Source organism: Microbacterium sp. LEMMJ01 (assembly GCF_002114135.1).
Taxonomy (GTDB): domain Bacteria; phylum Actinomycetota; class Actinomycetes; order Actinomycetales; family Microbacteriaceae; genus Microbacterium.
In genome coordinates this window covers 154,683-180,583 of the sequence record NZ_NCTV01000024.1, presented here as the reverse complement: position 1 = coordinate 180,583, position 25,901 = coordinate 154,683, and the positions used below count along the sequence as shown (strand labels likewise).

Annotated in this window: 21 protein-coding genes; 8 read left to right on the top strand and 13 right to left on the bottom strand. The window is 72.0% G+C overall.

All coding sequences use genetic code 11. The annotated features are described in order from the left end of the window. Positions 1–87 precede the first annotated feature (87 nt). On the bottom strand, positions 88–786 hold the full coding sequence (locus tag B7W94_RS07560; protein ID WP_085605673.1) for an NRDE family protein: 699 nt from the start codon (positions 784–786) through the stop codon (positions 88–90). Positions 787–873: 87 nt separating this feature from the next. On the opposite strand from B7W94_RS07560, the gene coaBC reads away from it, so the two are divergent. Continuing rightward, positions 874–2,073: a bifunctional phosphopantothenoylcysteine decarboxylase/phosphopantothenate--cysteine ligase CoaBC gene (gene coaBC, locus B7W94_RS07555; RefSeq protein WP_085605671.1), complete on the top strand. Its 1,200-nt coding sequence runs from the start codon at positions 874–876 to the stop codon at positions 2,071–2,073. A gap of 85 nt (positions 2,074–2,158) precedes the next feature. After that, positions 2,159–4,369, top strand: coding sequence for an ATP-dependent Clp protease ATP-binding subunit (locus B7W94_RS07550; RefSeq protein WP_085605669.1), 2,211 nt, complete (start codon positions 2,159–2,161; stop codon positions 4,367–4,369). A gap of 67 nt (positions 4,370–4,436) precedes the next feature. Here B7W94_RS07550 and B7W94_RS07545 read toward each other — a convergent pair whose 3' ends face one another. Beyond that, on the bottom strand, positions 4,437–5,024 hold the full coding sequence (locus B7W94_RS07545; RefSeq protein ID WP_085605667.1) for a nitroreductase family protein: 588 nt from the start codon (positions 5,022–5,024) through the stop codon (positions 4,437–4,439). Positions 5,025–5,126: 102 nt separating this feature from the next. Then, complete coding sequence (locus B7W94_RS07540) at positions 5,127–6,035, bottom strand: LysR substrate-binding domain-containing protein (RefSeq protein ID WP_085605665.1); 909 nt, start codon at positions 6,033–6,035, stop codon at positions 5,127–5,129. A gap of 137 nt (positions 6,036–6,172) precedes the next feature. Between B7W94_RS07540 and B7W94_RS07535 the strand changes: the two genes are divergently transcribed. Next, entirely contained in the window at positions 6,173–9,628 is a 3,456-nt protein-coding gene (locus B7W94_RS07535) for a bifunctional proline dehydrogenase/L-glutamate gamma-semialdehyde dehydrogenase (RefSeq protein ID WP_085605663.1), read from the top strand. 84 nt (positions 9,629–9,712) lie between these two features. Here the strand turns inward: B7W94_RS07535 and B7W94_RS07530 are convergent, their stop codons facing one another. The 5 genes from B7W94_RS07530 to B7W94_RS07510 all read right to left on the bottom strand — a co-directional run bounded on the left by B7W94_RS07530 (position 9,713) and on the right by B7W94_RS07510 (position 14,942). Further along, positions 9,713–10,795, bottom strand: a complete 1,083-nt coding sequence (locus B7W94_RS07530) for an ABC transporter permease (RefSeq protein WP_085605661.1) — start codon at positions 10,793–10,795, stop codon at positions 9,713–9,715. Next, entirely contained in the window at positions 10,792–11,676 is an 885-nt protein-coding gene (locus tag B7W94_RS07525) for an ABC transporter ATP-binding protein (protein ID WP_085605683.1), read from the bottom strand. Before B7W94_RS07525 ends, B7W94_RS07530 begins: the two co-directional genes overlap by 4 nt. A 106-nt stretch (positions 11,677–11,782) precedes the next feature. Then, the gene (locus B7W94_RS07520) at positions 11,783–12,964 is read right to left on the bottom strand and encodes a benzoate/H(+) symporter BenE family transporter (RefSeq protein WP_085605660.1); all 1,182 of its coding nucleotides are present in this window, start codon (positions 12,962–12,964) and stop codon (positions 11,783–11,785) included. Between the two features lie 38 nt (positions 12,965–13,002). Then, positions 13,003–13,692: a response regulator gene (locus B7W94_RS07515; protein ID WP_085605658.1), complete on the bottom strand. Its 690-nt coding sequence runs from the start codon at positions 13,690–13,692 to the stop codon at positions 13,003–13,005. Next, positions 13,689–14,942, bottom strand: coding sequence for a sensor histidine kinase (locus tag B7W94_RS07510; RefSeq protein WP_085605656.1), 1,254 nt, complete (start codon positions 14,940–14,942; stop codon positions 13,689–13,691). The genes B7W94_RS07515 and B7W94_RS07510 overlap by 4 nt, the downstream gene beginning before the upstream one ends. Before the next feature lie 191 nt (positions 14,943–15,133). On the opposite strand from B7W94_RS07510, the gene B7W94_RS07505 reads away from it, so the two are divergent. Further along, positions 15,134–17,158, top strand: a complete 2,025-nt coding sequence (locus B7W94_RS07505; protein ID WP_172400090.1) for an MSCRAMM family protein — start codon at positions 15,134–15,136, stop codon at positions 17,156–17,158. Positions 17,159–17,193: 35 nt separating this feature from the next. Then, positions 17,194–18,381, top strand: a complete 1,188-nt coding sequence (locus B7W94_RS07500) for an MFS transporter (protein ID WP_253247404.1) — start codon at positions 17,194–17,196, stop codon at positions 18,379–18,381. Between the two features lie 15 nt (positions 18,382–18,396). Here B7W94_RS07500 and B7W94_RS07495 read toward each other — a convergent pair whose 3' ends face one another. Beyond that, positions 18,397–19,203, bottom strand: a complete 807-nt coding sequence (locus tag B7W94_RS07495) for a Cof-type HAD-IIB family hydrolase (RefSeq protein WP_085605650.1) — start codon at positions 19,201–19,203, stop codon at positions 18,397–18,399. A 27-nt stretch (positions 19,204–19,230) separates the two neighbouring features. After that, positions 19,231–20,076 carry an exodeoxyribonuclease III gene (locus B7W94_RS07490; protein WP_085605648.1) on the bottom strand — a complete coding sequence of 282 codons (846 nt, stop codon included), beginning with the start codon at positions 20,074–20,076 and terminating at the stop codon, positions 19,231–19,233. Between the two features lie 37 nt (positions 20,077–20,113). On the opposite strand from B7W94_RS07490, the gene pyrE reads away from it, so the two are divergent. Beyond that, a complete protein-coding gene (pyrE, locus tag B7W94_RS07485) occupies positions 20,114–20,674 on the top strand; it encodes an orotate phosphoribosyltransferase (RefSeq protein WP_025104912.1) in 561 nt (186 codons plus the stop codon). Continuing rightward, the gene (locus B7W94_RS07480; RefSeq protein WP_085605646.1) at positions 20,671–21,573 is read left to right on the top strand and encodes an ROK family protein; all 903 of its coding nucleotides are present in this window, start codon (positions 20,671–20,673) and stop codon (positions 21,571–21,573) included. The genes pyrE and B7W94_RS07480 overlap by 4 nt, the downstream gene beginning before the upstream one ends. Before the next feature lie 8 nt (positions 21,574–21,581). Here B7W94_RS07480 and B7W94_RS07475 read toward each other — a convergent pair whose 3' ends face one another. The 3 genes from B7W94_RS07475 to B7W94_RS07465 all read right to left on the bottom strand — a co-directional run bounded on the left by B7W94_RS07475 (position 21,582) and on the right by B7W94_RS07465 (position 24,119). Beyond that, complete coding sequence (locus B7W94_RS07475) at positions 21,582–21,950, bottom strand: hypothetical protein (protein ID WP_085605644.1); 369 nt, start codon at positions 21,948–21,950, stop codon at positions 21,582–21,584. A gap of 122 nt (positions 21,951–22,072) precedes the next feature. After that, complete coding sequence (locus B7W94_RS07470; protein ID WP_085605642.1) at positions 22,073–23,215, bottom strand: MFS transporter; 1,143 nt, start codon at positions 23,213–23,215, stop codon at positions 22,073–22,075. A gap of 1 nt (position 23,216) precedes the next feature. Beyond that, positions 23,217–24,119, bottom strand: a complete 903-nt coding sequence (locus tag B7W94_RS07465) for a MurR/RpiR family transcriptional regulator (protein ID WP_085605640.1) — start codon at positions 24,117–24,119, stop codon at positions 23,217–23,219. Between the two features lie 165 nt (positions 24,120–24,284). Here B7W94_RS07465 and B7W94_RS07460 point away from each other — a divergent pair, with 165 nt between their 5' ends. Further along, positions 24,285–25,835 (top strand): ABC transporter substrate-binding protein, encoded by a 1,551-nt coding sequence (locus B7W94_RS07460; RefSeq protein ID WP_025104907.1) that lies wholly within the window; start codon positions 24,285–24,287, stop codon positions 25,833–25,835. Positions 25,836–25,901 lie beyond the last annotated feature (66 nt).

The window sequence follows — 25,901 nt, the reverse complement described above, 5'->3', positions numbered from 1 at the left end:
CGGAAAGGGGCCGCGGACGGAGGGCGGGGGTGCTGTTTTGATCCCGCGGCGCGAGAGGGGGCGGGCGGAGGGGGAGGCGGAGGGGGGTCAGTGCCAGTGGGCGGGGGAGGGGAGGGTGACGTCGCGGACGTCGACCCCGGCGGGCGTGACCGTGGCGACCGCGTAGAGGAGGGACTGCGTCGGGTACCCGTGCGGGCGGTTGTCGCGGATGATGGCGCGGTCGTCTTCCGGGGGCAGGGTCGCCGAGGATCCGAGGAGAGCGGTCCACTCGGCCGTCCAGTCGGCGCTCGCCGCGGCGGGCCCGAGCGCCCGGAACTCCGGGAGCCACGCGGCGATGCGCGGGGTCTCCTCGTCGTCGAGGTCGTCGTGGGCGATCATGTGCGTTCCGGGCTCGATCGGGGTCTCCCGCAACTCGGCACCGTCCCAGGAGAGCACTCGCGCGCCCTCCGGACCGACTTCGAGCAGATTGAAGCCGTGCATCGGCGGGGCTCCCTGCGGAGAACGCCCGGTGACCGCGGCGAGCGGAAGGGTGCCGCGGGAGACGGCCGCGGTCGCGGAGAGGTCCTGCACATCGGCGCGGTTGAGGAGCACGGCGAGGCGTCGTTCGACGGGGTTCACGGCGAGCCAGGCCCCACCGGCGCGGCGGTCGCGGATGCCGATCACCCCCGGATACTCCTCGGGCCACCACGCGCCCAGGGCGTCCCACTCCCGGGCCGGGTCCTCGTCGCGGACGGCCAGCAGCCGCGCGGATCCCGCAGCCTCGACGTCGATCACCACCGTGCACACGCCTCCGAGTCTAGGTCGGCCGGGACGGGCGGGGACGGATCCGCCCGCGACGGCCCGGACGTCCGGACCCTGGGGCAGAATCGAGGCGTGAACATCGTCGTGGGAGTCACGGGCGGCATCGCCGCGTACAAGACGGTGCACCTCGTGCGCCTGCTCACCAAGGCCGGTCATGACGTGACCGTCGTGCCCACGGAGGATGCGCTGCGCTTCGTGGGCCTGCCGACCTGGGAGGCGCTGAGCCGGCACCCGGTGACGACGAGCGTGCATGAGGACGTCGCCCGCGTCCGGCGCGTCGCCCTGGGGCAGGGGGCGGACCTCGTCGTGATCGCCCCGGCCACGGCGAACTCCCTCGCGAAGATGGCCGCGGGTCTCGCCGACGACCTCCTCGGCACGACGCTGCTCGCGACCGAGGCGCCGGTGCTCGTCGCCCCCGCGATGCACGCGGAGATGTGGCGGAACCCCGCCACGCAGGCGAACATGGCGACGCTCCGGGACCGCGGCGTGCACGTGGTCGGCCCCGCCGACGGCGAACTGGCCGGCGGCGACAGCGGCCCCGGTCGCATGGTCGAGCCGGAGGAGATCCTCGCCGCCGCCCAGGCGCTGATGACGCCGGGCGACCTCGCGGGCGTGCGGGTCGTCGTCTCGGCGGGCGGCACGCGGGAGCCCATCGATCCGGTGCGCTTCCTTGGCAACCGGAGCAGCGGGCGCCAGGGAGTCGCGCTCGCGGCGGAGGCGGCGGCGCGCGGCGCGGAGGTGACGCTCGTCGCGGCGAACGTCGCCGGGGACGTGCTCGCGGAGGCCCGCCACCCGAAGATCCGGATCGTCCGGGTCGGCACGGCTGCCGAGCTGTCCGCGGCGATGAAGGAGGAGGCGGCGACGGCCGACGTCGTGCTGATGGCGGCGGCGGTGGCCGACTACCGCCCGGTCGAGGTCTCCGCCCGGAAGCTCACCAAGGACCGCGGCGGCGTCGGCACGATCGAACTCGTCGAGAACGAGGACATCGTCGCCGCGCTCGTCGACACCCGGCGGGAAGGGCAGCTCATCGTCGCGTTCGCGGCGGAGACCCCGGAGGACGAGGCCGAGCTGCTCGCGCGCGCCCGCGGCAAGCAGGAGCGCAAGGGGGTCGACCTCCTGGTGGTGAACGAGGTCGGCTGGGAGCAGGGTTTCGAACGTGGCGAGAACGCCGTGCACATCCTCGGTCGCGGAGGAGCCCTGGCACGGACCGCGGCCGGGACCAAGCGCGAGGTGGCGGCGGCCGTCTGGGACGAGGTCGCCCGCGAGAGGTGAGAGGTGGTGGAGCCGCTCACCGCTGAATGCTAAACTTGAGTCAACCAAACTCAACTTTCAGAAGGAGCATCTCCAGGAGGAGCGCATGACCACCCCGCAGACCGGATCCCCGAACCAGGAACAGCAGTCCGCCCTCGAGCAGTTCGGCATCAACCTGACCGACCGTGCCCGCGAGGGCAAGCTCGACCCCGTCATCGGACGGGACAGTGAGATCCGGCGCGTCAGCCAGGTGCTCACCCGCCGCACCAAGAACAACCCGGTGCTGATCGGTGAGCCCGGCGTCGGCAAGACCGCGGTGGTCGAAGGCCTCGCGCAGCGCATCGTCGCGGGCGACGTCGCCGAGTCCCTCAAGGACAAGGAGCTCGTCTCGCTCGACATCTCCGCGCTCGTCGCGGGCGCCATGTACCGCGGCCAGTTCGAGGAGCGCCTGAAGCAGGTGCTCAAGGAGATCACCGAGTCGGACGGCCGGATCATCACGTTCATCGACGAGCTGCACGTGCTCATGGGCGCGGGCGGGGGCGAGGGGTCGGTCGCGGCTTCGAACATGCTCAAGCCGATGCTGGCCCGCGGCGAGCTGCGGCTCATCGGCGCCACCACCCTCAACGAGTACCGCGAGTTCATCGAGAAGGACGCCGCCCTCGAGCGGCGCTTCCAGCAGGTGTACGTCGGCGAGCCGACGGTCGAGGACACGATCGCGATCCTCCGCGGGCTCAAGGGGCGTTACGAGGCGCACCACGGGGTGACCATCTCCGACAGCGCGCTCGTGGCCGCGGCCTCCCTCTCCAACCGCTACCTGCCCGCGCGGCAGCTGCCGGACAAGGCCATCGACCTGATCGACGAGTCGATGTCGCGTCTGAAGATGGAGATCGACTCCTCTCCCGTCGAGATCGACCAGCTCAAGCGTCAGGTCGACCGGCTGAAGCTGGAGGAGCTCGCGCTCAAGCGGGAGAAGGACGCCGCGTCCAAGGAGCGCCTCGGAACCCTCCGCGAGCACCTCGTCGAGCTCGAGAAGGAGCTCGCCGGACTCGAGGCCCGATGGGCGCGGGAGCGGCAGGGCCTGAACCGGGTCGGGGAGCTGAAGAAGCAGCTCGACGACGCGATCACCCAGCGCGACCTCGCCATGCGCAACGCCGACTACACGAAGGCGTCGAAGCTCGAGTACGAGACGATCAAGCGCCTGGAGCGCGACATCGCCGAAGCCGAGCAGGCCGAGGCCGCCGCCTCGAGCGAACCGCGCATGGTGAACGAGCAGGTCACCGAGGAGGACATCGCGGCCGTGATCGCGGCCTGGACCGGCATTCCGGTCGGGCGGCTGCTGCAGGGCGAGAGCGAGAAGCTCCTGCACCTGGAGAACGAGCTCGGCAAGCGCCTCATCGGCCAGAAGGACGCCGTCAAGGCGGTGTCCGACGCGGTGCGCCGCTCGCGCGCGGGGATCAGCGATCCCGGTCGCCCCACCGGCTCGTTCCTGTTCCTCGGCCCAACCGGTGTCGGGAAGACCGAGCTGGCCAAGGCGCTCGCGCAGTTCCTCTTCGACGATGAGCACGCCATGGTGCGCATCGACATGTCGGAGTACGGCGAGAAGCACTCCGTCTCGCGGCTCGTCGGCGCCCCTCCCGGGTACGTCGGCTACGAGCAGGGCGGTCAGCTCACCGAGGCCGTGCGGCGCCGTCCGTACAGCGTGATCCTGCTCGACGAGGTCGAGAAGGCGCACCCCGAGGTGTTTGACGTGCTGCTGCAGGTGCTCGACGACGGGCGGCTGACCGACGGGCAGGGGCGCACGGTCGACTTCTCGAATGTGATCCTCATCCTGACCTCCAACCTGGGCTCGCCGATCCTCATCGACCCCGTGCTCTCCGTGGAGGAGAAGCGGGAGCAGGTGATGGCGCTCGTGCGCCAGGCGTTCCGGCCGGAGTTCCTGAACCGTCTCGACGACATCGTGATGTTCCAGGCCCTCACCGAGGACGACCTCGCGCAGATCGTCGAGCTGTCGGTCGACCAGCTGCACGACCGGCTGCGCGACCGTCGCCTCACGCTCGCGGTCACTCCCGGGGCGCGGTCGTGGCTGGCCGAGCGCGGGTACGACCCGGTGTTCGGCGCCCGTCCGCTGCGTCGCCTCATCCAGACCGAGGTGCAGAACAAGCTGGCGACCGCCCTCCTCTCGGGTGGCGTGCACGACGGCGACACCGTCCGGGTGGACGTGGCGGCCGACGGCACGGGCCTCGTGCTCACCGCGACGACCCCCGAGCCGGAGGTCGAGGACGACGACGTGATCGAGGCCGAGCTGCTCGACGACTGATCGGGATCGGCAGACGACGAAAGGCCCGGTATGCGCGACGCATACCGGGCCTTTCGTCTGTCGCTGCTCAGGCGCTGAGGACGACGGTCTCCGCGATCGGACGGCGCACGCGCGGGGCGACCTCGCGCTCCTGCAGCACCTCCGGCAGAGCCTCGATGTCGCCGAACTCGCCGACGGCGATGACGGTGGCGGGGGTGAAGCGGGGCTCCAGGTCGGCGAACTCGCGGACGACCTCGGGGTCGAAGCCGCTCATCTGGTGCACGACGAGGCCGTCGTGGTGGGCCTGCACGGAGAAGTGCGCCACGGCCTGGCCGAGGTCGTAGAACGCGTGGCTGATCGGCGTGCCGTCGGCCGTCGCGGTCTCGGCGATCGCAACGACGAGGACGGCCGCGTTGCCGGCCCAGGCCTGGTTGAAGCCCATGAGCGCGTCGACGATCTGGGCGTGCAGCGCGGTGCCGCGGCGGGCGACGATGAAGCGCCAGGGCTGGACGTTGTTGGCGGAGGGGCTCCAGCGGGCGGCCTCGAGGGCGGTGGCGAGCTTGGCCTCGTCGATCGGGTGCTGCGCGTCGTAGGCGCGGGGGCTCCAGCGGCCGGCGAGGACGTCGAGGACGGGGTGCTCGGTCGGGGCGGTGCGGTCGATGACGGGAGTGCTCACGGAAGTGCCTTTCGGACGGAGGGGATCGGACGCCGTCGTCCGGGTACACGGGGGATGAACCGATGCATGTGCATGCATATTCCCGGAACCGTGTGCGCCGCGTCAGTCCAGGAGGTTGCGGGAGGCGGCGTCGGCGAGCGCGGCGCGGACGGCGCGGATCGACGGGGCGTCCGCGGAGACCCGGCGAGCGGAGGAGAAGATCTCCCGGCGCGGTTCGTGCGGGAGCGGGGCGAGGTCGACCGTCGGGGTATCGCCGGCCCACACGAGCTCGGGGAGGAGCCCGACCGCGAGTCCCGCGTGGATGAGCCGGACGTGCGCGGTGAGGTCGGCGAGCTCGAAGCGCACGTCGGGCTCGAACCCGGCGGTGCGGCAGAGCTGCTCCGCCCACGCGCGGGAGGCGGTCCCGGCGGGTTCGAGCACCCACGGCTCGGCGCGGGTCGCCCACAGGGCCGCGACGGGATCGGCGGATTCCGACGCTCCCGGACGCCGGGCGAGCGCGATGGCGTCGTGGGCGAGCACGACGCGGTCGAGGTCGGCGTGGATGGGGCGCGTGTGGCCCGGATACTGCTCCGCGAGGATGAGGTCGTAGTCGCGGCTGGAGACGCCGACCAGCCCGGACTCGGGGTCGCGCTCGGTCACCTCGACGCGCAGGGCGGGGTGGCGCGCGCCGAGGGCTGCGAGCGCGCGGGGCAGCAGGGAGTGCGCGGTGGACTGAAACACCGCGAGGCGCACGGTGCCGGTCACCTCGGTGAGCGACTCGGCGACGGCGACCTGGGCGTGCTCGAGCTGATCGAGGATGCCGACGGCCTCGGCCACCAGGACGTTCCCCTGCGGCGTGAACTGCACGCCACGACCGACCCGACGCAGCAGCGGCACCCCGACATCACGCTCCAGCGCGGCGAGCTGCTGGGACACGGAGGCCTTGCTGTAGGACAGCGCATCCGCCACAGCGGAGAGGGTCCCGCGACGCGACAGCTCCACGAGCAGACGCAGGCGATGGACGTCGAGCACGGCGGTTCCGATCGTTCGGGAAGAGTGAACAGAATCCACTCGAATCGGTTGATAGACGGAGCCTACCGACCGGCTGGACAATGATCCAGCCGCACACGACACCCGGGTGTGCGAGGCCGAGGAAGGTACCCCGCTTCATGACCGTCATCGACGACACCACCCCCCGCACCGAAGAGGTCGCCGCGCTCGTGCAGCGCTGGCTCGCCGAAAGCGAGACCCACCCGGTCGAGCCGGCCGCGCAGCGCCTGTCCGAAGTGCTCAAGGATCCGAACGGCCTCGCCTTCACGGTCGGCTTCGTCGACGGCGTCATGCGTCCGGAGGATCTGCGGGTCGCCGGCCGCAAGCTCGCCGAGCTGTCCGACATCACGCCCACGCTGCTGCCCGGCTACCTCCGTGCCGCCATCAAGGCCGGCGGGTTCTGGGCGCCGAAGCTCCCGAACGTCGTCGTCCCGATCTCGCGGCGCGTGCTGCGGGCCATGGTGGGCCACCTCGTGCTCGACGCCACGCCGTCCAAGCTCGGCCCCGCGATCGCCAAGCTCCGCAAGACCGGCAACCGTCTGAACCTGAACCTCCTCGGCGAGGCCGTGCTCGGCGAGCGCGAGGCGGGCCGCCGACTGCAGGGCACGTACGACTTCCTCGCCCGTCCGGACGTCGACTACGTCTCGATCAAGGTCTCGAGCGTCGTCAGCCAGCTCTCCATGTGGTCGTTCGACGAGGCCGTCGCCGACGTCGTCGAGAAGCTCACCCCGCTGTACCGGCTCGCGGCGAAGGCCGAGGCCAAGGGCGCCCGCACCGGGACCCAGAAGTTCATCAACCTCGACATGGAGGAGTACCGCGATCTCGACCTCACGATCGCGGCCTTCACGAGCATCCTCGACCAGCCCGGCCTGGAAGACCTCGAGGCGGGAATCGTGCTGCAGGCCTACCTGCCCGATGCGCTCAGCGCCATGCAGCGTCTCCAGGAGTGGGCCGCCGAACGCCGCGCCAAGGGCGGAGCGCCGATCAAGGTGCGCGTGGTCAAGGGCGCGAACCTCGCGATGGAGGAGGTCGACGCGAAGGTGCACGGCTGGCCGCTCGCGACCTACGGCACCAAGCAGGAATCCGACACGAACTACAAGCGCGTGCTCGACTGGGCGATGACGCCCGAGCGGCTCGACGCCGTGCGCATCGGCGTCGCCGGTCACAACCTCTTCGACATCGCCTACACCTGGCTGCTCGCGAAGGCCCGCGGTGTGACAGAGGCCGTGGAGTACGAGATGCTGCTCGGCATGGCGACCGGGCAGGCCGAGGCCGTCCGCAAGGACGTCGGCCGCCTCCTGCTCTACACGCCGGTCGTGAACCCGGCGGAGTTCGATGTCGCGATCGCGTACCTCGTGCGGCGCCTCGAGGAGAACGCGAGCCCCGAGAACTTCATGTCCGCCGTGTTCGAGCTGGCGTCGAACCCGACTCTGCTCACCCGCGAGCGGGAGCGCTTCGAGCGCTCTCTCGCCGCGCTCGTCGCCGACCCGTCGGTACCCGCGCCGAACCGCACGCAGGACCGCACGGCCCCGCGCCCTGCCGGCACCACGGACGGCTTCGCGAACGAGCCCGACACCGATCCGGCGCTCGCCGCGAACCGTGCCTGGGGCCGGGAGATCCTGCAGCGCTCGGTGTCGTCGTCGCTCGGCCGGGACGCGATCGCGGCCGCCCGCATCGAGACCGACGCCGAGCTGGACGCCGTGTTCGCCGCCGCCACGTCCGCCGCCGAGAGATGGGCGGCGCTCCCCGCCGCCGAGCGCGCCGCCGTCCTGCACCGTGCGGGCGATGAGCTCGCCGCCCGCCGCGGCGAGCTGCTGGAGATCATGGCGCACGAGGCCGGCAAGACCATCGCGGAGGCCGACCCCGAGGTCAGCGAGGCGATCGACTTCGCGCACTACTACGCGGAGCGGGCGAAGGATCTCGAGGCCATCCCCGGCGCCGAGTTCGTGCCGTCGAAGGTGACCGTGGTCACGCCGCCGTGGAACTTCCCCGTGGCGATCCCCGCCGGCGGTGTGCTCGCCGGCCTCGCCTCCGGATCCGGAGTGATCATCAAGCCCGCGAAGCTCACCCAGCGGTGCGGTGCCGTGATGGTCGAGGCGCTGTGGGCCGCGGGCGTCCCGCGCGATCTGCTCGCCCTCGTCGACCTCGCCTCCCGCGACCTCGGCACCCGCCTGGTCGCGAGCCCCCAGGTCGACCGGGTCATCCTCACCGGGGCCTACGAGACCGCGCAGCTCTTCCGCTCCTTCCGGGCCGACCTGCCGCTGCTCGCCGAGACGAGCGGCAAGAACGCCATCATCGTGACGCCGTCGGCCGACCTCGACCTCGCGGCCGCCGACGTCGCCCGCAGCGCGTTCGGCCACGCCGGGCAGAAGTGCTCGGCCGCGTCGCTGGCGATCCTCGTCGGGTCGGTGGCCGACTCGAAGCGCTTCGAGCGGCAGCTCGTGGACGCGGTCACCTCGATGCGCGTCGGGCTGCCCGATGACCCCGCCACGCAGATGGGGCCGATCATCGAGCCCGCGAACGGCAAGCTCCTCACCGCGCTCACCACGCTCGACAAGGGCGAGCGCTGGCTCGTGGAGCCCCGGAAGCTCGACGACGAGGGGAAGCAGTGGACCCCGGGGGTGAAGACCGGCGTGCGCGAGGGCTCGTACTTCCACCTGACCGAGTTCTTCGGACCCGTGCTCGGCATCATGCACGCGAAGGACCTCGACGAGGCCATCCGGCTGCAGAACGCCGTCGACTACGGCCTCACCGCGGGGCTGCACTCGCTGGACTCCGCCGAGGTCGCGACCTGGCTGGACCGCGTCGAGGCCGGCAACCTGTACGTGAACCGGGGCATCACCGGCGCCATCGTGCAGCGTCAGCCGTTCGGCGGCTGGAAGCGCTCGGCCGTGGGCGCCGGAGCCAAGGCCGGCGGCCCCAACTACCTCTTCGGTCTCGGTGAGTGGCGTGCGGGCGAGCTGCCCGCCGCGGCTCCGGGGGCGGCGGTGACCCCCGCCGTGACCGGGCTACTGGAGGCGGCCGCGCCCGAGCTCGACCCCGTGGGCATCGAGTGGCTGCACCGCGCCGCGGCCGCCGACGAGCGGGCGTGGATCGACGAGTTCGGCGCCGTGAGCGACAAGTCCGGACTCGGGGTCGAGCGCAACGTGTTCCGGTACCGTCCGGTGGCGGTCGACGTGCGCATCGCCGAGGACGCGCCGCTGGCCGAGGGAGTCCGCGTGCTCGCCGCGGCCCTGCGCAGCGGCAGCCCGTTCACCGTGTCGGCCGCGTCGCTGCCGTCCCGCGTGGAGAAGGCGCTCAAGACCCAGGGCGTGGCCGTGAAGACCGAGTCGGATGCCGCGTGGACCAAGCGCTACGCGAAGGGCGCCCGGTCGTGGCAGCGGGTGCGGCTCGTCGGTGGCGATGCCGCCGCGCTGCACACGGCCCTCGACGGCAGCCCCGACGTCGCGGTATGGTCGCACGCCGTGACCGGAGCGGGCCGGGTCGAGATGCTCCCGTTCCTGCACGAGCAGGCCGTGTCGATCACCAACCACCGCTTCGGCAACCCCACCACCCTCTCCGACGGCCTCCTCTGACGCCGAGACCCCGGGTACACGTCGAGACCCCCTGCTGCACGTGCGTGCAGCAGGGGGTCTCGGCGCGAAAGCGGGGTCTCGGGATCAGCCGCGCAGAGCCTCGGCGAGCTTCACGCGCGAGCCCATCCGGAGCAGGGAGTTCTCGTAGATCTTCGCGCCGACGACGATCGCCGCGACGCAGCTCGCCAGGAGGATCGCCAGGCTCAGGAGCGGCTCCCACCACTGCGCCTCGCCGACGAACAAGCGCATGGGCATGCCGACCGGAGCCGAGAACGGCACGTACGACATGATCGTCAGCACCAGCGGGTTGTCGTTGAACACGATCACCAGCACGTACGGCGCCATGATGAGCATCGTGATGGGGGTCGTCGTCGAGCCGATGTCCTCCTGGCGGGACACCATGGAGGCCGCCGCCGCGAACATCGCCGCGAGCAGGATGAACCCGAACAGGAAGAACACCGCGAACCAGATGATGGGGGCGCCGAGGGTGGTCAGCACCTCCCGCTGACCCGTCACGATGAGGCCGATCGTGGCGACGGCCGCGAGGGCGAGGATCTGTCCCATCGCGAGCACCGTGTTGCCGATCACCTTGCCGGCGAGCAGCGTGCGTGCCGGGATCGCCGACAGCAGCACCTCCACGACCCTGGTCTGCTTCTCCTCGACCACGCTCTGCGCGATGGTGCCGCCGAAGGTCGCTGCGGCCATCATGAAGACGAGCCCGAAGGCGATCGCGATGAAGTAGCGCAGCAGCGGGTTGGTGGTGACAGGTTCGAGGATCACGACCTCGGGCGAGAGCGACAGCGCGGACACGAGCGATGAGGGCGCATCCTCCAGGGCGATGATCGTGTATCCGGCGGGGTTGTCGCCCGGGAGCACCGCCGCGTCGACGTCGCCGTCGCGGACCAGCTCCTCGGCCTCGGCGCGGGAGGCGACCTCGGTCACCTCGACGTCGGGCAGCGCGGACACGGCGCCCGTGGTCTCCGCGGTCACCGCGACGGGCATGGCGTCGGTGTTCTGACTCGCGAAGCCGCCGAACAGCACGCCGGCGAGGGCGAGGACGAGCAGGATGCCGGTCGAGATCAGGAACGCCTTGCTGCGGAGCTTGGAGCCGATCTCCCGCTCGGCGACCAGCCAGATCCCGTTCCGCGCTGGGGTCGAGGCGTTCACTGGATGACCTCCTTGAAGATCTGGGCGAGGGAGGGGTGCTTGGGCGCGAAGCTCGCGACGTCGCCGCGCGCGACCGCCGACTGCAGCACGCGCTGGGCGGTGTCGGGGCCGTCCGCATCGAAGAGCGCGTAGCCGCCCTCGAAGTCGACGACCGTGACCCCGGGTTCGGTGCGCAGCCACCCGGCGTCGCCCGCGGAGATGAGCTCGTACCGGTCGCGGGCGTGCTCGGCGCGGAGCCCGTCCCGGGACCCGGCGGCACGGATGGTGCCCCCGGCGAGGATGACGAGGTCGTCGCAGAGGCGCTCGACCACGTCGAGTTGGTGGGAGGAGAAGAGGATCGAGGCGCCGCGGGCCGCGCTGGCCTGCAGGACGCCGGCGACGACATCCACCGCGAGGGGGTCCAGGCCGGAGAAGGGCTCGTCGAGGATCAGCACCTCGGGGTCGTGCACGAGCGACGCGGCGATCTGCGCCCGCTGCTGGTTGCCCAGCGACAGCGACTCGATCGTGTCGTCGAGGCGCTCGCCGAGTCCGAGCTCCGTGAGCAGCGCGGTCGCCCGCTCCGTCGCGTCCGGCTTGCTGAACCCGTGGAGGCGCGCGAGGTAGACGATCTGCTCCAGGACCTTCATCTTCGGGTACAGTCCGCGCTCCTCGGGCATGTAGCCGAAGCGACGGTGGTCGGCGGTGGTGAGGGGCGCCCCGTCGAGGTCGACTCGTCCGCCGTCCGACGACAGCAGCCCGAGGATGATGCGCATGGTCGTGGTCTTGCCGGCGCCGTTGCCGCCGACGAAACCGGTGAGCCGGCCCGGCGCGACCGTGAACGACACGTCGTCCAGCACCCGGCGGCTGCCGTAGCTCTTGGTGATGCCGGAGAGTTCCAGCAGTCCGGTGGTCATGTCGTGGTGCTCCGTCCGAAGGTGATCCGCATGACCTTCACGCTATTGAGCACGGGCGGGGCAGGGCATCCCCCGCAGGGGGGACGGCCACGGATCAGCCGCGGGGCGGACGGCCGGCGTGCAGCACCGTGCGCACGAGCAGGCCGGCGACCAGCGCCCAGAATGCCGCGCTCACCCCGAGAACGGCGATGCCGGAGGCGGCGACGAGGAACGTGACGACCGCGGGGAGGCGCTCGCCGGGGTCGTCGATCGCCTGCTGGACGGCCGCGCCGAAGGCGCCGAACAGCGCGAGTCCCGCGACCGCCGGGATGACCGCCGTCGGGGCGAGCACGACGAGGGTCGCGAAGGCGGCGGAGAACGCCCCCAGCACGAGATAGGACGCCCCCGTGGAGACCCCGGCGAGCCAGCGCCGGTCGGGGTCGGGATCGGCGTCGGGGGACGCGGCGAGGGCCGCACTGATGGCGGCGAGGTTGATCGCGTGCCCGCCGGCCGGAGCGCCGAGGGCCGTGCCGAGACCGGTCACGAGCATCGCCGGACGCCACGGGACCTCGTAGCCGAAGCTGCGCATGATCGCGATACCCGGCACGTTCTGCGACGCCATGGTCACGATGAACAGCGGCAGGGCGATGCCGACCAGGGCCCCGACCGTGAAGGCCGGCATCGTCAGCTCGAACCGTGGCAGGAGGACGGCCGGGTCGACCCGGGTCCCCGCGGAGACCAGCGACACGGCGACGACCGCGGCCGCGGCGACGAACGCCAGCGGCACGGCCCACCGGGGAGCCAGTCGGGCGAAGACCAGCCAGGTCAGCACCACCGGGACCACGCCCCAGGGGTTCGCGACGACCCCCGTGATCGGCGCGAGGCAGAGCGGCAGCAGCACTCCCGCCAGCATGGCCTGCGCGATCGACGGAGGGATCCGGGCGATCAAAGCTCCGAGCGCGGGCCAGAGCGCCGTGAGGAGGATGAGGGCCGCGGTCACGAGGAAGGCCCCGACCGCGGCGGGCCAGCCGCCCTCGACGCTGCCGGTCGCCACGAGCAGGGCGGCGCCAGGAGTGGACCACGCGGCCGTGATCGGCATCCGGTAGCGCCAGGCCAGCACGATGCAGGCGAGCCCCATCGCGAGGCTTACGGCGAGGAGTCCGCTGGCCGCCTGCGCCGCCGACGCGCCGACGGCATCGAGACCCGTGAGCACCACCGCGAACGAGCTCGTGAACCCGACCAGCGCCGTGACGATCCCGGCGACGATCGGACGGGACACGGGGGCGGCGGCGGGCATGGCTCCGAGAGTATCGCGGGGGAGCGGTCCGCCTCCGGTCAGGCCAGCCCCATCCGATGCGCGAGCACGACGGCCTGCACGCGGTCCCTGGCGCCGAGCTTCTGCAGGATGCGGGAGACGTGGGTCTTCACGGTGGCCTCCCCGATGAACAGGGCGCGGGCGATCTCGGCGTTGCTGCGGGCGTCGGCGAGCAGGGTCAGCACCTCGGCCTCCCGCTCGGTCAGCGGTTCCGCGAGGACGGGGGTCGTGGGCGTCTTCGTCACCGCGCGGGCGGGAGCGGCGCCGGTCTCCGGAGTCGCTCCGGCGAAGCGGGTGAGGACGCGGCGCGTCACCTCGGGTGCCAGCATGCCGTCCCCGGCCGCGAGAGCGCGCACCGCGGAGATGAGATCCTCGGCGCCCGCGTTCTTGAGGAGGAACCCGCTCGCGCCGGCTTCGAGCGCCTGATAGAGGTAGTCGTCGCGATCGAACGTCGTCACGATCGCGATCGCGGCGCTCACCGAGGGGTCGGCCACGAGGCGGCGCGTCGCCTCGATCCCGTCCATGTCGGGCATCTGCACGTCCATCGTGATCACGTCAGGGCGCAGGTCGGCGGCTTGCGCGACGGCCTCCGCCCCGGTCGAGGCCTCGCCGACGACGGTGATGTCGGGCTGGGTGTCGAGGATCGTGCGGAAGCCGGCGCGGAGGAGGGCGTGGTCGTCGACGAGGAGCACCCGGATCGGCGCGGTCACCGTGCGGCCTCCGTCACGGGTGCGGCGAGCGGCACTCGCGCTCGCACCCGCACCCCGCCGGGCGCGCGCGGAGCGATCTCGAACGTACCGCCGGAGGCCGCGGCGCGCTCCCGCATCCCGAGCTGGCCGAGGCCGGGACGCAGCTGGGCGATGGCGCGACCGGTGTTCACGACCTCGACCTCCACGCCGTCGTCGTCGTAGCGCACGCGCACGTCCGCAGTCGCCCCGGGCCCGGCGTGCCGACGGGCGTTGGTCAGCGACTCCTGCGCGATCCGGTACAGGTTCACCGCGACGAGCGAGGGCACCGGCACCGGATCGCCGATCACGGCGTACGCGGTGGGGAGGCCGGCCTCGGTCGATGCCTCCGCCAGGGCGGCGATGTCGTCGAGGGAGACGGTCGATGCCGGCTCGGTCGTGTCGCCGCCGGGAGTGCGCAGGGTCTCCAGCAGCTGGCGCAGCTCCTGGATCGCGTCCCGCGCGGAGGACTCGATCCCGGAGAGGATGCGCGCCGACTGCGCCGGATCGCTCTCGAGCACGAGGCGCGCGGCACCCGCCTGCACGCCCATCACCGATACATGGTGGGCGACGACGTCGTGCAGCTCTCGGGCGATCCGCACCCGGTCGAGGGCCACCGCCTGCGCCGCGGTGACCTCGCGCTCGCGCTCCAGCTCTCGGGTGCGCTCCTCCAGCACGGTGCGCTGCTCCGCCGCCGCCCAGGAGCGCTCGCCGAAGTAGTAGGCGCCGCCGAAGTACAGGACGTTGAGGAGGATCTGGATGAGCATGAAGGCCACATAGGGCGACATGGCACCGGCGACGACGTCCGCCTTGTCCGCCTCGCTGATGGCGTCGCGGTACATGGTGATGAGGAGCCACACGAACATGCCGACGATGATCGCGACACGGACGACCAGGGCCTTCCGGCGGTCGTTCATCCAGGCGCCGACCGTGTAGAGCGCGATGAACATCGCGATGTTGCCGACGTAGATCTCCGGTACCCGGATCGTCACCGCGGTGAAGTAGGCCAGCGACACCACGACGGCCACGGTGCCGGGCCAGCGCCGGCGGAAACCGAGCGGCGCCGCCACCACGACGGCGTAGACGAGGGCGGTCCATAGCGGAGCCTGTTCGTCGCCGTAGACCTGGGCGATGGAGGAGAGCGCCGCGCTGAGGATCGCGCCGACGAAGAGGACGAGCGCGAGGAGGAGGTCGCCGCGCTGGTCGCGCAGGGTCGGCGTCCGGGTGAAGGCCATCCCTCCACCGTAGGGCGGGGGCCGTCGTGCGGCATCCCCCGCGCGACGGAGACGGCCGCCTGTGATCTGCCTATTCCTTTCCGATGCGTCGATCGTCTACCTTCGGAGAAGGCGTTGCCGCGGGATCGGCAGAGCTCGAGGTCGACCGCGACAGCACCGGGCTGCGCCGGCCTCCTCCGGAGGGTGGGGACATGGCGCGACGACGCGCGTTCTTTCGGTCGATCATGGGCGGGGCCGCGGCCCTCGCACTCGCACTGGGCGGCGCGACCGCAGCCGATGCCGCGTCAGGGGGATCCCTGGCGGGGACGGTGACGGCGGCGGCGGACGGTTCGCCTCTCGCGGGCGTCACCGTCTCGGTGTCGACCGACGACGCGTCGGTCTTCGAGTCCACGATGACGGACGCCACGGGTGCGTACCTCGTGCCGGACCTTCCGGCGGGGGAGTATGTCGTGGCCTTCGATGCCTCCGGGACGGACTTCATCTCCGAGTTCTGGGACGATGCGTCGTCGCGGGAGGCCGCGCAGCGTCTCATCGTCGCCGAGGGAGAACCCGTCCACGGTGTCGACGCCGCCCTCACGCTCGGTGGGGCGATCGCCGGCTCCGTGATGCGGCAGGCCGACGGCTCGCCGCTCGAAGGCGTGACCGTGCGCGTGGACTCCGCCGACTTCTCCCGGTCGGATGTCGCGCAGACGGGCGCCGACGGGACCTATCGGATCGACGGTCTCCCTGCCGGCGATTATCGCGTCCGTTTCGATCCCGCCGAGCCGACGTTGGCCGGCGAGTTCTGGGACGACGCGTACGGAGACCGCAAGGCGACGGCCGTTCGCGTGACCGCGGGAGAGGACCGTGGGGGAGTGGATGCCCTCCTCGCCGAGCTCGGCGTCATCCAGGGGTCGATGACGTTGGCGATCGACGGCTCGCCCGTGGCCGGGTGGGTAACCGCGACCGACGACGCGACGGGAGCCTTGGCGCAGGCCGACGTCGCGCCGGACGGGTCGTACACCCTCTCCGTGCCGCCGGGGGAGTACGCGGTGGCGTTCGTTCCCAACGGCGGACGCGGCATCCCCGAGTACTGGAAGGATGCGCGGCAGGAGAAGGACGCGACCAGGATCGCCGTGGCCCCGGGGCAGGCCATCGCGGACATCGATGCGACTCTCGACGCGACCGGGATGATCACCGGCGTGGTGCGCACGTCGGGCGCGCTGTCCGGCGACGCGATCGTGGAGGCGTACATCGGGGACACCCTCGTCAGCATGGCCTACACGCAGCCCGACGGCTCGTACCGCCTGGCCGTCCCCGCCGGGACTTACATCGTGCGAGCCACGGCGAACGTGTACGACATGATCTTCGCGCCGCAGTTCTTTGACGGTGTCGCGACCCGGGCCGAGGCGACCCCTGTCGTGCTGGCCGCGGGCGGCGATCGCGCGGGAGTGGACTTCGACCTCGCGCCGGGCGGCGCGATCGACGGGACGGTGTCGACCGCGGGCGGTGCCGCGGTCTCCGGGGCGACGGTCACGGCCCTGCTCTGGACGGCGTCCGGCTGGCGGGACGTGGCGACGCTCGACACGGAGGGGCGATTCACTCTGGGTGGGAGAGCGGATCCCGAGGCTCCCGGTGGGTCGCTGCCCGCGGGGGTCTATACGCTGCGGGTGGAGATGCCCGGTTTCTGCACCGGGTACTTCGGCGGCGCACAGTCGCTCCTCGGGGCCGACACCTTCCGGGTGGAGCCCGGTGCCACCGTGTCGGGACGGGACGTCATGCTGTCCGCGGAGTGCACGGCGCCGTCAGTGTCGCCCGCGCTCACCCTCTCGCAGGCCTCGATCCTCGCCGGAGAAGTGCTGACGATCTCGGGATCGGGCTTCGCGCCCGGTGAGGCGGTCACGCTGGAGATCCGGTCGGAGCCGGCCGAACTCGGTCGGGCCGTGGCGGGGATCGACGGGGCGTTCTCGGACGACTTCCGCATTCCCGCGGGGTTCCCGGCCGGAACGCACACCGTGGTCGCGCTGGACGCGCAGCGGAATGTGGTGGCGAGCGTGCGGCTCGACATCGTCCCCGGCGCCTCGGGAGGCACGTCGGGAGAAGCCGTGGCACCGCCGCGGAACGAGGAGAACCTCGCCGCGACCGGCGGCGAGTTCCCGTCCTTCGCGCTGATGGTGGCGGTCGTGCTCCTCCTCGGCGGAGGAGCACTGCTCCGACGCCGTCGTCGGCACGGCTGAGGGGGATGCCGGGCGGGGGCCTGCCAGGATCGAGTGTGACCTCCTCGACGCGCCCGCGCCTGGCACCGCTCTACCTCGCCGGCTTCACCACCGCGTTCGGCGCGCACGGCATCGCTGCCGCCCTCGGCGCCGAGACCGAGGACATCGGCTGGACGCTGCTGGCCTTCGGCTTCACGCTCGCGCTGTACGACCTCGCCGAGGTGCTGCTCAAGCCGCTCTTCGGGGCGCTCAGCGACCGGGTCGGGGTGCGTCCCGTGATCCTCGGCGGTCTGCTGGCCTTCGCCGCGTTCTCGGTGGTCGGAGCGCTGGCCCCCGGCATGATCGGCCTCGTGATCGCGCGCTTCGGCCAGGGGGCGGCCGCTTCGGCGTTCTCGCCGGCCTCCTCCGCCGCGGTGGCGCGGTTGACGGACGAGGCGTCGCGTGGTCGGTACTTCGGCCGCTACGGCTCCTGGAAGAGTCTCGGATATGCGCTCGGCCCCCTGCTCGGTGCGGTGCTCGTGGTGGCGGGCGGGATCCCGGCACTGTTCTGGGCACTCGCCGTGCTCGGGCTGGCCGCGGCCGGATGGGTGCTGGTCGCCGTCCCGGCCGTGCCGGTGCTGCCCCGGAAACGGGTGACGCTCGTCGACCTCGGACGGGAGCTCCTCGCCCCGGGGTTTCTCGTCCCGACGTTGGTGCTGGCGGCCACGACCGGCGCGCTCGCCGTGGCCGTCGGCTTCCTGCCCCTGCTCGGGCGGGAGGCCGGACTCGGCACTGTGGGCAGCATGGCGATCGTCACGGTGCTCGCGGTCGTGTCGAGCATCGTGCAGCCCCTGGTCGGGGCGGCGCACGACCGCGGCCGGCTCTCGGTCCGCCTCGGCGCGGTCGGCGGGCTGCTTCTCATCGGCGTGGGCATAGGCCTCTCGGCCTTGTGGGTGACCCCGGTCGTGTTGTGCCTCACGGGTGTGCTGGTCGGTGCCGGGGTGGGGCTGGCCACGCCGGTGGCGTTCTCGCACCTCGCGGCATCGACGCCCGCCGAACGGATGGGGCGCACGATGGGCAGTGCGGAGCTGGGCCGGGAGCTGGGCGACGCGGGCGGTCCGCTCGTCGCGGGGGCCGTGGCGACGGTGACGGTGCCGGTGGTCGGGATCGGCGTGATCGCGGCGCTCACGGCGGGGGCGGGTGCCTTGGCTCTCCTCGGCCTGCGACCGCCGAGTGCCGAGGTGCGTCCGACCGGGGCCGACTGACCGCGGCGGCCCGGTTCAGGGGCCGAGCAGGCGCTCGATCACGCGGGCCACGCCGTCGTCGTCGTTGGTCGCGGTGGTCTCGTCCGCGGCCTCCTGCACGACCGGTTCCGCGTGTGCCATGGCCACGCCGTGACCGGCCCAGCGGAGCATCTCGACGTCGTTGAGGGCGTCTCCGAACGCCACGACATCGGAGCGATCGATGCCGAGGTGCGTGCAGAGGCGCGCGAGTCCCGTGGCCTTCGTGACGCCCTGCGCCATGACCTCGACGAACGGGGCGCCGGACAGCGTGGCCTCGAAGCCGGTGAGCCCGAGGGACCGCAGGGTCTCGAAGAGTGCGGCGGGCGCGAGCTCGGGGTGCCGGATCACGAGCTTGAGCGTCGGCGCGGCCAGCACCTCGTCCAGCGGCACGCCGCCCATCGTCGCGGGGTCACGCTTGTGATCGGACAGCTGCGCGATCGCCGCGTACCCGTGCTGTGCGACGAATGTCTCGCCGCCCTCCCGCACGCTCGCGAAGAGCAGGCCGGGGACGCTGGCGCGCAGCGCGTCGGCGAGAGTGCGCAGCGTCGCGGGCGGCAGCTCCTCGGCGAACAGCATGCGGCCCTCGGTGAGATGTGTCGCGTACGCACCGTTGCCGCACAGCGCCCACCCGTCGAAGCCGGCGTCGGCGGCGATCACGCGCAAGCCGATCGGCTGGCGGGCGGTGACGGGCACCACCGTGACGCCCGCGTCCCGCGCGACGTCGAGCGCGGCACGGGTGCGCGGAGACACCGCGGACGAGCTGTCGAGCAGGGTGCCGTCGAGGTCGGTCGCGATCAGCCGCACGGGGTGGTCCCTGAGCCTGTCGAAGGGTCAGGAGAAGATCATCGGCAGGTCGTCGTCGGCGTCGTCGCCGCCGAAGTCCAGATCGACCACCACGGGCACGTGGTCGCTGGGCTGCTCGCCCTTGCGCTCGTTGCGGTGGATCGACGCCCCGGTGACGGCATCGGCGAACGTCTTCGAGCCGAGGATGAAGTCGATCCGGATGCCCTCGTTGCGCGGGAACTTCAGCCGCTGGTAGTCCCAGTAGGTGTAACCCTCGGGGAGCAGCGGGCGCACGACGTCGGTCACGCCCGCGTCGGTCAGCGCGAAGAACGCGTCGCGCTCGGCGGGGGAGACGTGGGTGGAGCGGCCGACCACGATGTCGGGGTCGCCGTTGTCATGGTCGAACGGGATGATGTTGAAGTCGCCGACGAGGGCGAGCGGAAGGTCGGGATTCGCCGACAGCTCGGCCGCCGTGGACTGCTTGAGCTGCTCGAGCCAGTGCAGCTTGTAGACGTAGTGCGGGTCGTCGAGCGAGCGGCCGTTGGGCACGTACAGACTCCAGACGCGCACGCCGTCGACCATGACGCCCAGAGCACGCGCCTCCTGCGGGGCATCGGGGCCCTCGTGGCCCTTCGCGAACCCGGGCATGCCGTCGAAGGCGGTGCGGACGTCGGTGATCGGCAGCCGGCTGGCGATGGCGACGCCGTTCCACTGATTCAGGCCGTGCACCTCGACGTGGTAGCCGGCCTCCTCGAAGGGCGCATACGGGAACTGCTCCGGCTTGCACTTCACCTCCTGCATCGCGAGCACGTCGATGTCTTCACGGACGGCGAACTCGACGGTGCGGGTGACGCGGGTGCGGATGGAGTTGACGTTCCAGGTGGCCAAGCGCATGCGTCCAGCCTAGGGTGTGCCTCCTACACTGGATGCCGTGACCGCACTCGACGCAGACCGCCAGACCCTCCTCGCCCTCATCACGGACGAGGCGGTGTTCCACGGCGATTTCACCCTCTCCAGCGGCAAGAAGGCGACGTACTACGTCGACATGCGCAAGCTCACCCTCGACCACCGCGCCGCTCCGGCCATCGGCCGCATCATGCTCGACCTGATCGCCGATCTCGACGTCGTCGCCGTCGGCGGTCTGACGCTCGGCGCCGACCCGATCGCGAACGCCGTCCTGCATGCCTCGGTCGGCACCGACCGTCCGCTCGACGCGTTCGTCGTGCGGAAGGAGCCGAAGGACCACGGCCGCGGTCGCCAGATCGAGGGCGCCGACGTGAAGGGCAAGCGCGTGGTCGTGCTGGAGGACACCTCGACCACCGGGCAGTCCGCGCTCAAGGCGGTCGAGGCGCTGCGCAAGGAAGGTGCGGAGGTCGTCGCGGTCGCGGTGATCGTCGACCGCAAGACCGGCGCGCAGGCCGCCATCGAGGCCGAGGGCCTGGAGTGGCGCGCGGCCTTCGACCTCGACGACCTCGGACTCGACCCGCAGTGACCCGCTATGCGCTGGCCGTCGACGTGGGCGGCACGAAGATGGAGGCCGCCCTCGTCGCCGACGACGGCACGCTCATCCCCGGCAGCCGCAGCCGGCAGCCCACCGGCCGCGAGGCGACGTCCGCGTCGTTGACGGCGGCGGTCGACGCGATCGTGCGGCATGCGCTCGCGGCCCTGCCCGCCGACGCGGAGCTCGTCGGCGCCGGGATCGGCAGCGCGGGTCCCGTGGATCGGACCCGCGGGGAGATCCTGCCGGTGAACATGCCCCTCGCGCGGGGGTTCGGCCTCGTCGATGCGGTCGCCCGTGCGGCCTCGACCGCACTCGGACGGGACGTCCCGGCGGTCCTGGGTCACGACGGCGGCGCGCTCGCGCTCGCGGAGTCGTGGCTGGGGGCGACGCAGCAGGCGGGAGCCTCCCTGTCGATCGTCGTGTCCACCGGCGTCGGCGGCGGTTTCGTCGTGGGCGGTGCGTATGTGCCCGGGGCGAGCGGCAACGCCGGGCACCTCGGGCAGGTGCGCCGCGAGGGCGGGCTCACTCTTGAGGAGATCGCCTCCGGACCTGCCAGTGCCGCCTGGGCGCGGGAGCAGGGCTGGTCCGGCGCGACCGGGGAGGACCTGGCCCGGGACGCCGCGGCCGGTGTCGCCGTCGCCCGCGCGGCGATCGAGCGCTCGGCCCGCGCCGTCGGGGAGGCACTGGCCGATGCCGCCACCCTCGTCGACCTCGACGTCGTCGCCATCGGCGGCGGCTTCTCGCGGGTGTCGGCGGACTACATCGACCTCGTCCAGCAGGCTCTCACCGCCAGCGCCGTGCACGGGTACTCCCGTCGCACCCGCGTCGTCCGCTCGGGCCTGGGCGACGAGGGGCCGCTGATCGGCGCCGCCGCCCTCGTCCTGCGCTGACGGGAGTGTCAGCCCCCTGACACGAGCAGGTGTCGCGGGGGCCCTTCGAGCCGGGCGACGGCGATCTTCAGATCCGTGACGTCCGCCGCCACCGCATCGATGCGTGCGGTGAGCTTCTCTTCGACGGTGTCGATGCGTGCGCCGAGCTTCTCTTCGACGGTGTCGATGCGTGCGGTGAGCTTCTCTTCGACGGTGTCGATGCGTGTGGTGAGCTTCTCTTCGACGGAGTCGATGCGTGTGGAGAGCCGGTGGTCGACGGTGCCGAGACGCTCGTCGATGCGACGGATCATCCACGCCCCTGCCGCGAACAGGCTCGCGCCGAGGGTGAGCACGACGCCGATCGCGCTGACGATGATCGTGAGGGTGTCCGCGGACACGGTGCTCCCTTCCTCAGTGCGGGTGTGGCTTCGACGATACGTGGTCGCCGTGCGGGCGCCGGTCGGAATTCCGGCATCTGTGAAGAGGTCGCGTGCAGGCTCGATGGGGGAGGAAGAGTCGGTCACCGCAACGCCGGGACGGCGCGCCCGGAGCGCGACGCCACGAGCATCAGCACGGGGATGACCGCGCACAGGGCGGCGGACACGAGGAACGTGACGCCCGACGCCGGGTCGCGTCCGATCAGCAGGACGAGCGTGGGCACGAACGTGCCGCCGACCGCGCCGCAGGCCACGAGCGCCCCGGTGACGGCGGCGCTGCGGGCCGGATCGAGTCGGTCGAGCGCGAGTCCGAGGATGAGGCCGTAGCTCGGGGCCAGCAGGACCACCACGACGGCCAGGATGAGCAGCGCCGCGACCGGCTGCTCGCCGAGGAGCACCCCGGCGAGCACCAGGAGGAGGGCGGCAGCACCAGTGGCGGTCGCCAGCAGCGCGAGCGGCGGAACCGCCGCGCGCCGGAGAGCGGCGGCGCCGAAGCGGCCGACGGCCATCAGCGCCCAGAAGGCGGAGGTGCCGAGGGCGGCGGTGGCGGGCTCGATCGCGAGCGCCCGCTCCGGGATCACGGCCGACCAGCCCGACAGGACGGTCTCCACGCCGACGTAGAGCGGCAGAGCCAGCGCGAAGGGGAGGAGGACGAGCAGGGAGCGTGCGTCCCGTCGCGCCGGGGCCTCGGTCGCACGGGCGAGAGTGCTGGCGCCGGCGAGCACCGCGACGGTCGCCAGGGGTACGGTCGCGAGCAGCGCCAGGGCCGGACGGGCGCCGGCCCCGAGCGCGACCACGAGCGGTGTGACGGCGGCGCACACGGCGACCGTGCCCATCAGGGCGCTCAGCACCCCGGTCGCGCTCCCCGTGCTGGCGGCCTTGGCTGCCACGGAGCCCGCGGCCTCGACGAGACCGAACCCGAGCCCCGCGAGCGCGGCGGCCGCGATGAAGACGCCCGGATCCGTCGCGAGGGCGACACCGACGATGGCGGCCGCCTGGAGGAGGCTGCCCAGCACGAGCGTCGTCCGGGGCGGTCGGCGCACCAGGAGCGGGCCCGACAGCAGCACGCCCACGAGGAGTCCCGCGAAGAGGACGGGCACGGCGGCACTCAGGTCGGCATCCGTCGCGTGCTCTGCGGACGGAAGGACGGCCGGGACGAACGCCGCGGTCACGCCGAGGCCGCCGAACGCCGTGAACAGCCCGACGCGGAGTCGGCTCGCGCTCATCTCAGGCACCGCCCGCGCGCACGTGATGCACGGCGGCGAAGGTGTCGCGGAGGGCCTCCATCGAGCGATCGTAGTTGGACTGCGCGACCCCGATGAAGATGCAGTCGACGACCATGAGCTGGGCGATCCGGCTGCCCAGGGCCCCGGAGCGGAAGCCCGTCTCGCGCGCGGCGGTGGTCAGCACGATGTCGGCCTGACCGGCGAGCGGGGAGCCGGCATGGTTGGTGATGGCGATGGTCGTCGCGCCCGCCTGCCGGGCGAGCAGGAGGAACTCGATGGTGTCGGTCGTGGCGCCCGTGTGCGAGACGGCGATCGCGACGTTCCCCGGCCCGAGGGTGGCGGCCGAGGTCCAGGCGGCGTGCGGGTCGGACCACTCCAACGCCGTCCGCCCGATCCGGGTGAGCTTGCGCTGGAGGTCGAGCCCGACGATGGAGCTCGCCCCCACGCCGAAGATGTCCACCCGGGTGGAGGAGGTGATCGCCTCGACCGTGGCGCGGAGCGCGTCGGTGTCGAGCACCTTGGCGGTGTCGGCGAGGGAGAGCGTCTCGGCGAGCGACACCTTCGCGACGATGTCGGCGAGGGTGTCGTTGCGGTCGATGTCGCCGGACACGGCGGGGAGCGCGGCGGTGTCGAAGGTCTCGCGTTCGACCTCCCGCAGCACGTGGTTGCGCAGCTCGCGCACATGCTCGTACCCGAGACGCTTGCAGAACCGCACGACGGACGTGGTCGAGGTGTCGCAGCGGTGCGCGAGCTCGGCGACGGAGAGCCCGGCGGTTCCGGCGGGGTCGGCGAGGAACAGGTCGGCGATGCGCTGCTCGCTCGGACGGAGTTCTGGGCGCAGGGCGCGCATCCGCACGAGCACGAGATGGGTGCCGGCGTCGTCGCGAGCGGCATCGTGGGGCATGGGGTCTCCGATCGGTGTTCATAACACTAGAGGAACTTCTGTTACATGCGTAGATGCTTTCGTGTACTTTTGGTACTTACCCAGACCGACGATGTTCGCGGGGCATCAGGCAGCACCGCCTGATCCGAGCCAGGGCGACGCGGTCCCAGCCAGGAGGAAACAGCAATGAGCACAGCACGGTGGGCGTCTCTCGGCGCCCTCACCGCCACGGGCCTCGCCGCGGCGCTCGTCATCACCGGGTGTTCCGCACCGGCGTCGAACCCGTCCGACACCGGATCCGGATCCGCCGGCGGCGACCTGGTCATCGGCGTCACGAGCGATCCCGACACCCTCTTCCCGTGGAAGGCCACCCAGTTCCAGGCGGTCAACGTCCTGCAGAACCTGTACGGCACGCTGACCGAGTTCGACGAGGAGCTCAACGTCGTCCCCGGTCTCGCCGAGTCCTGGGACGTCTCCGAGGACGGCCTCACGGTCACCCTCCACCTCCGCGAGGGCGTCACGTTCGCGGACGGCAGCGCCTTCGACTCCGCCGACGTGAAGTACTCGCTGGACGCGATCGCCGATGAGGCGACCGCTGCCGTGGCCGCGAGCTCCCTCGCCTCGGTCGCCGCCGTCGAGGCCACCGACGAGAGCACCGTCACCCTCACCCTCAGTGCCCCCGATGCCGCGCTGCCCGCGAACCTCGCCGTCATCAACATGGCGATGCTCTCGTCGGACGACACCGAGGAGGCGCTCAACACCACCCCGAACGGCACCGGCCCGTTCGTGCTGGAGGACCGGAAGGCGAGCCAGTCGCTCACCCTCGCCAAGAACGAGGACTACTGGGGCGACACCGCGCTGCTCGACACCGTCGAGTTCCGCGTGATCCCCGACGAGTCGTCCATCGTCTCGGCGATGCAGTCCGGCAACGTGCAGCTGGCCGTGTTCGACGACCCGCTCGTCGCGCAGACGGCCGAGGGCGCGAACGTCGAGGTCGCCACCACCCCGCAGCTCAGCTACCACGCCCTGCAGCTGAACGCGCAGCGCGGCGACCTCGCCGACGTGAACGTGCGGCTCGCGATGCAGTGCGCGATCGACCGTCAGGAGGTGCTCGACACCGCCGCGCTCGGCGAGGGCGAGGTCACCGGTCCGATCACCTCTCCCGCGTTCAAGTCCGACCCCGACGCGCGCCCGTGCCCCGAGCGTGACCTCGACAAGGCGGCCGAGTACCTGAAGAAGGCCGGCAAGGAGGACGGCGTCACCGTCAAGACGATCGTGTCCCAGGGCGAGTACGCCACCTCCGTCAACGAGGCGCAGAACCTCAAGGCGCAGCTCGCCGACGCGAACATCACGCTCGACCTCGAGGTGCTCGAGTCCGGCGCGTTCGTGGACCGCTGGATCGCGGCCGACTTCGACGCCGCGGTCGCCCTCAACGGCGGACGCCCGGACCCGGACGGCATGTACGGCCGTTACTTCACCAGCACCGGCAACCTGAACCAGGTCGCGGGGTACTCCTCGCCCGAGCTCGACGCGCTCTTCGCCGAGGGACGCGAGACGGCCGACCCGGAGAAGCGCAAGGACATCTACGCGCAGGTCTCCGAGAACCTCGAGGACAACGCCGCCTGGATCTGGCTGTTCACCAGCTACACCTACACCGCGACGGCCTCGACCGTCGACGGCTTCACCCCGATGGCGAACGGCTCGCTGCAGTACCTGCGGACCACCTCCATCCAGTAGTGGAACGAGGGGGCGCGGACGTCCGCGCCCCCTCGGCTCCCCGACGACAGGCACCTCTCCCACGCG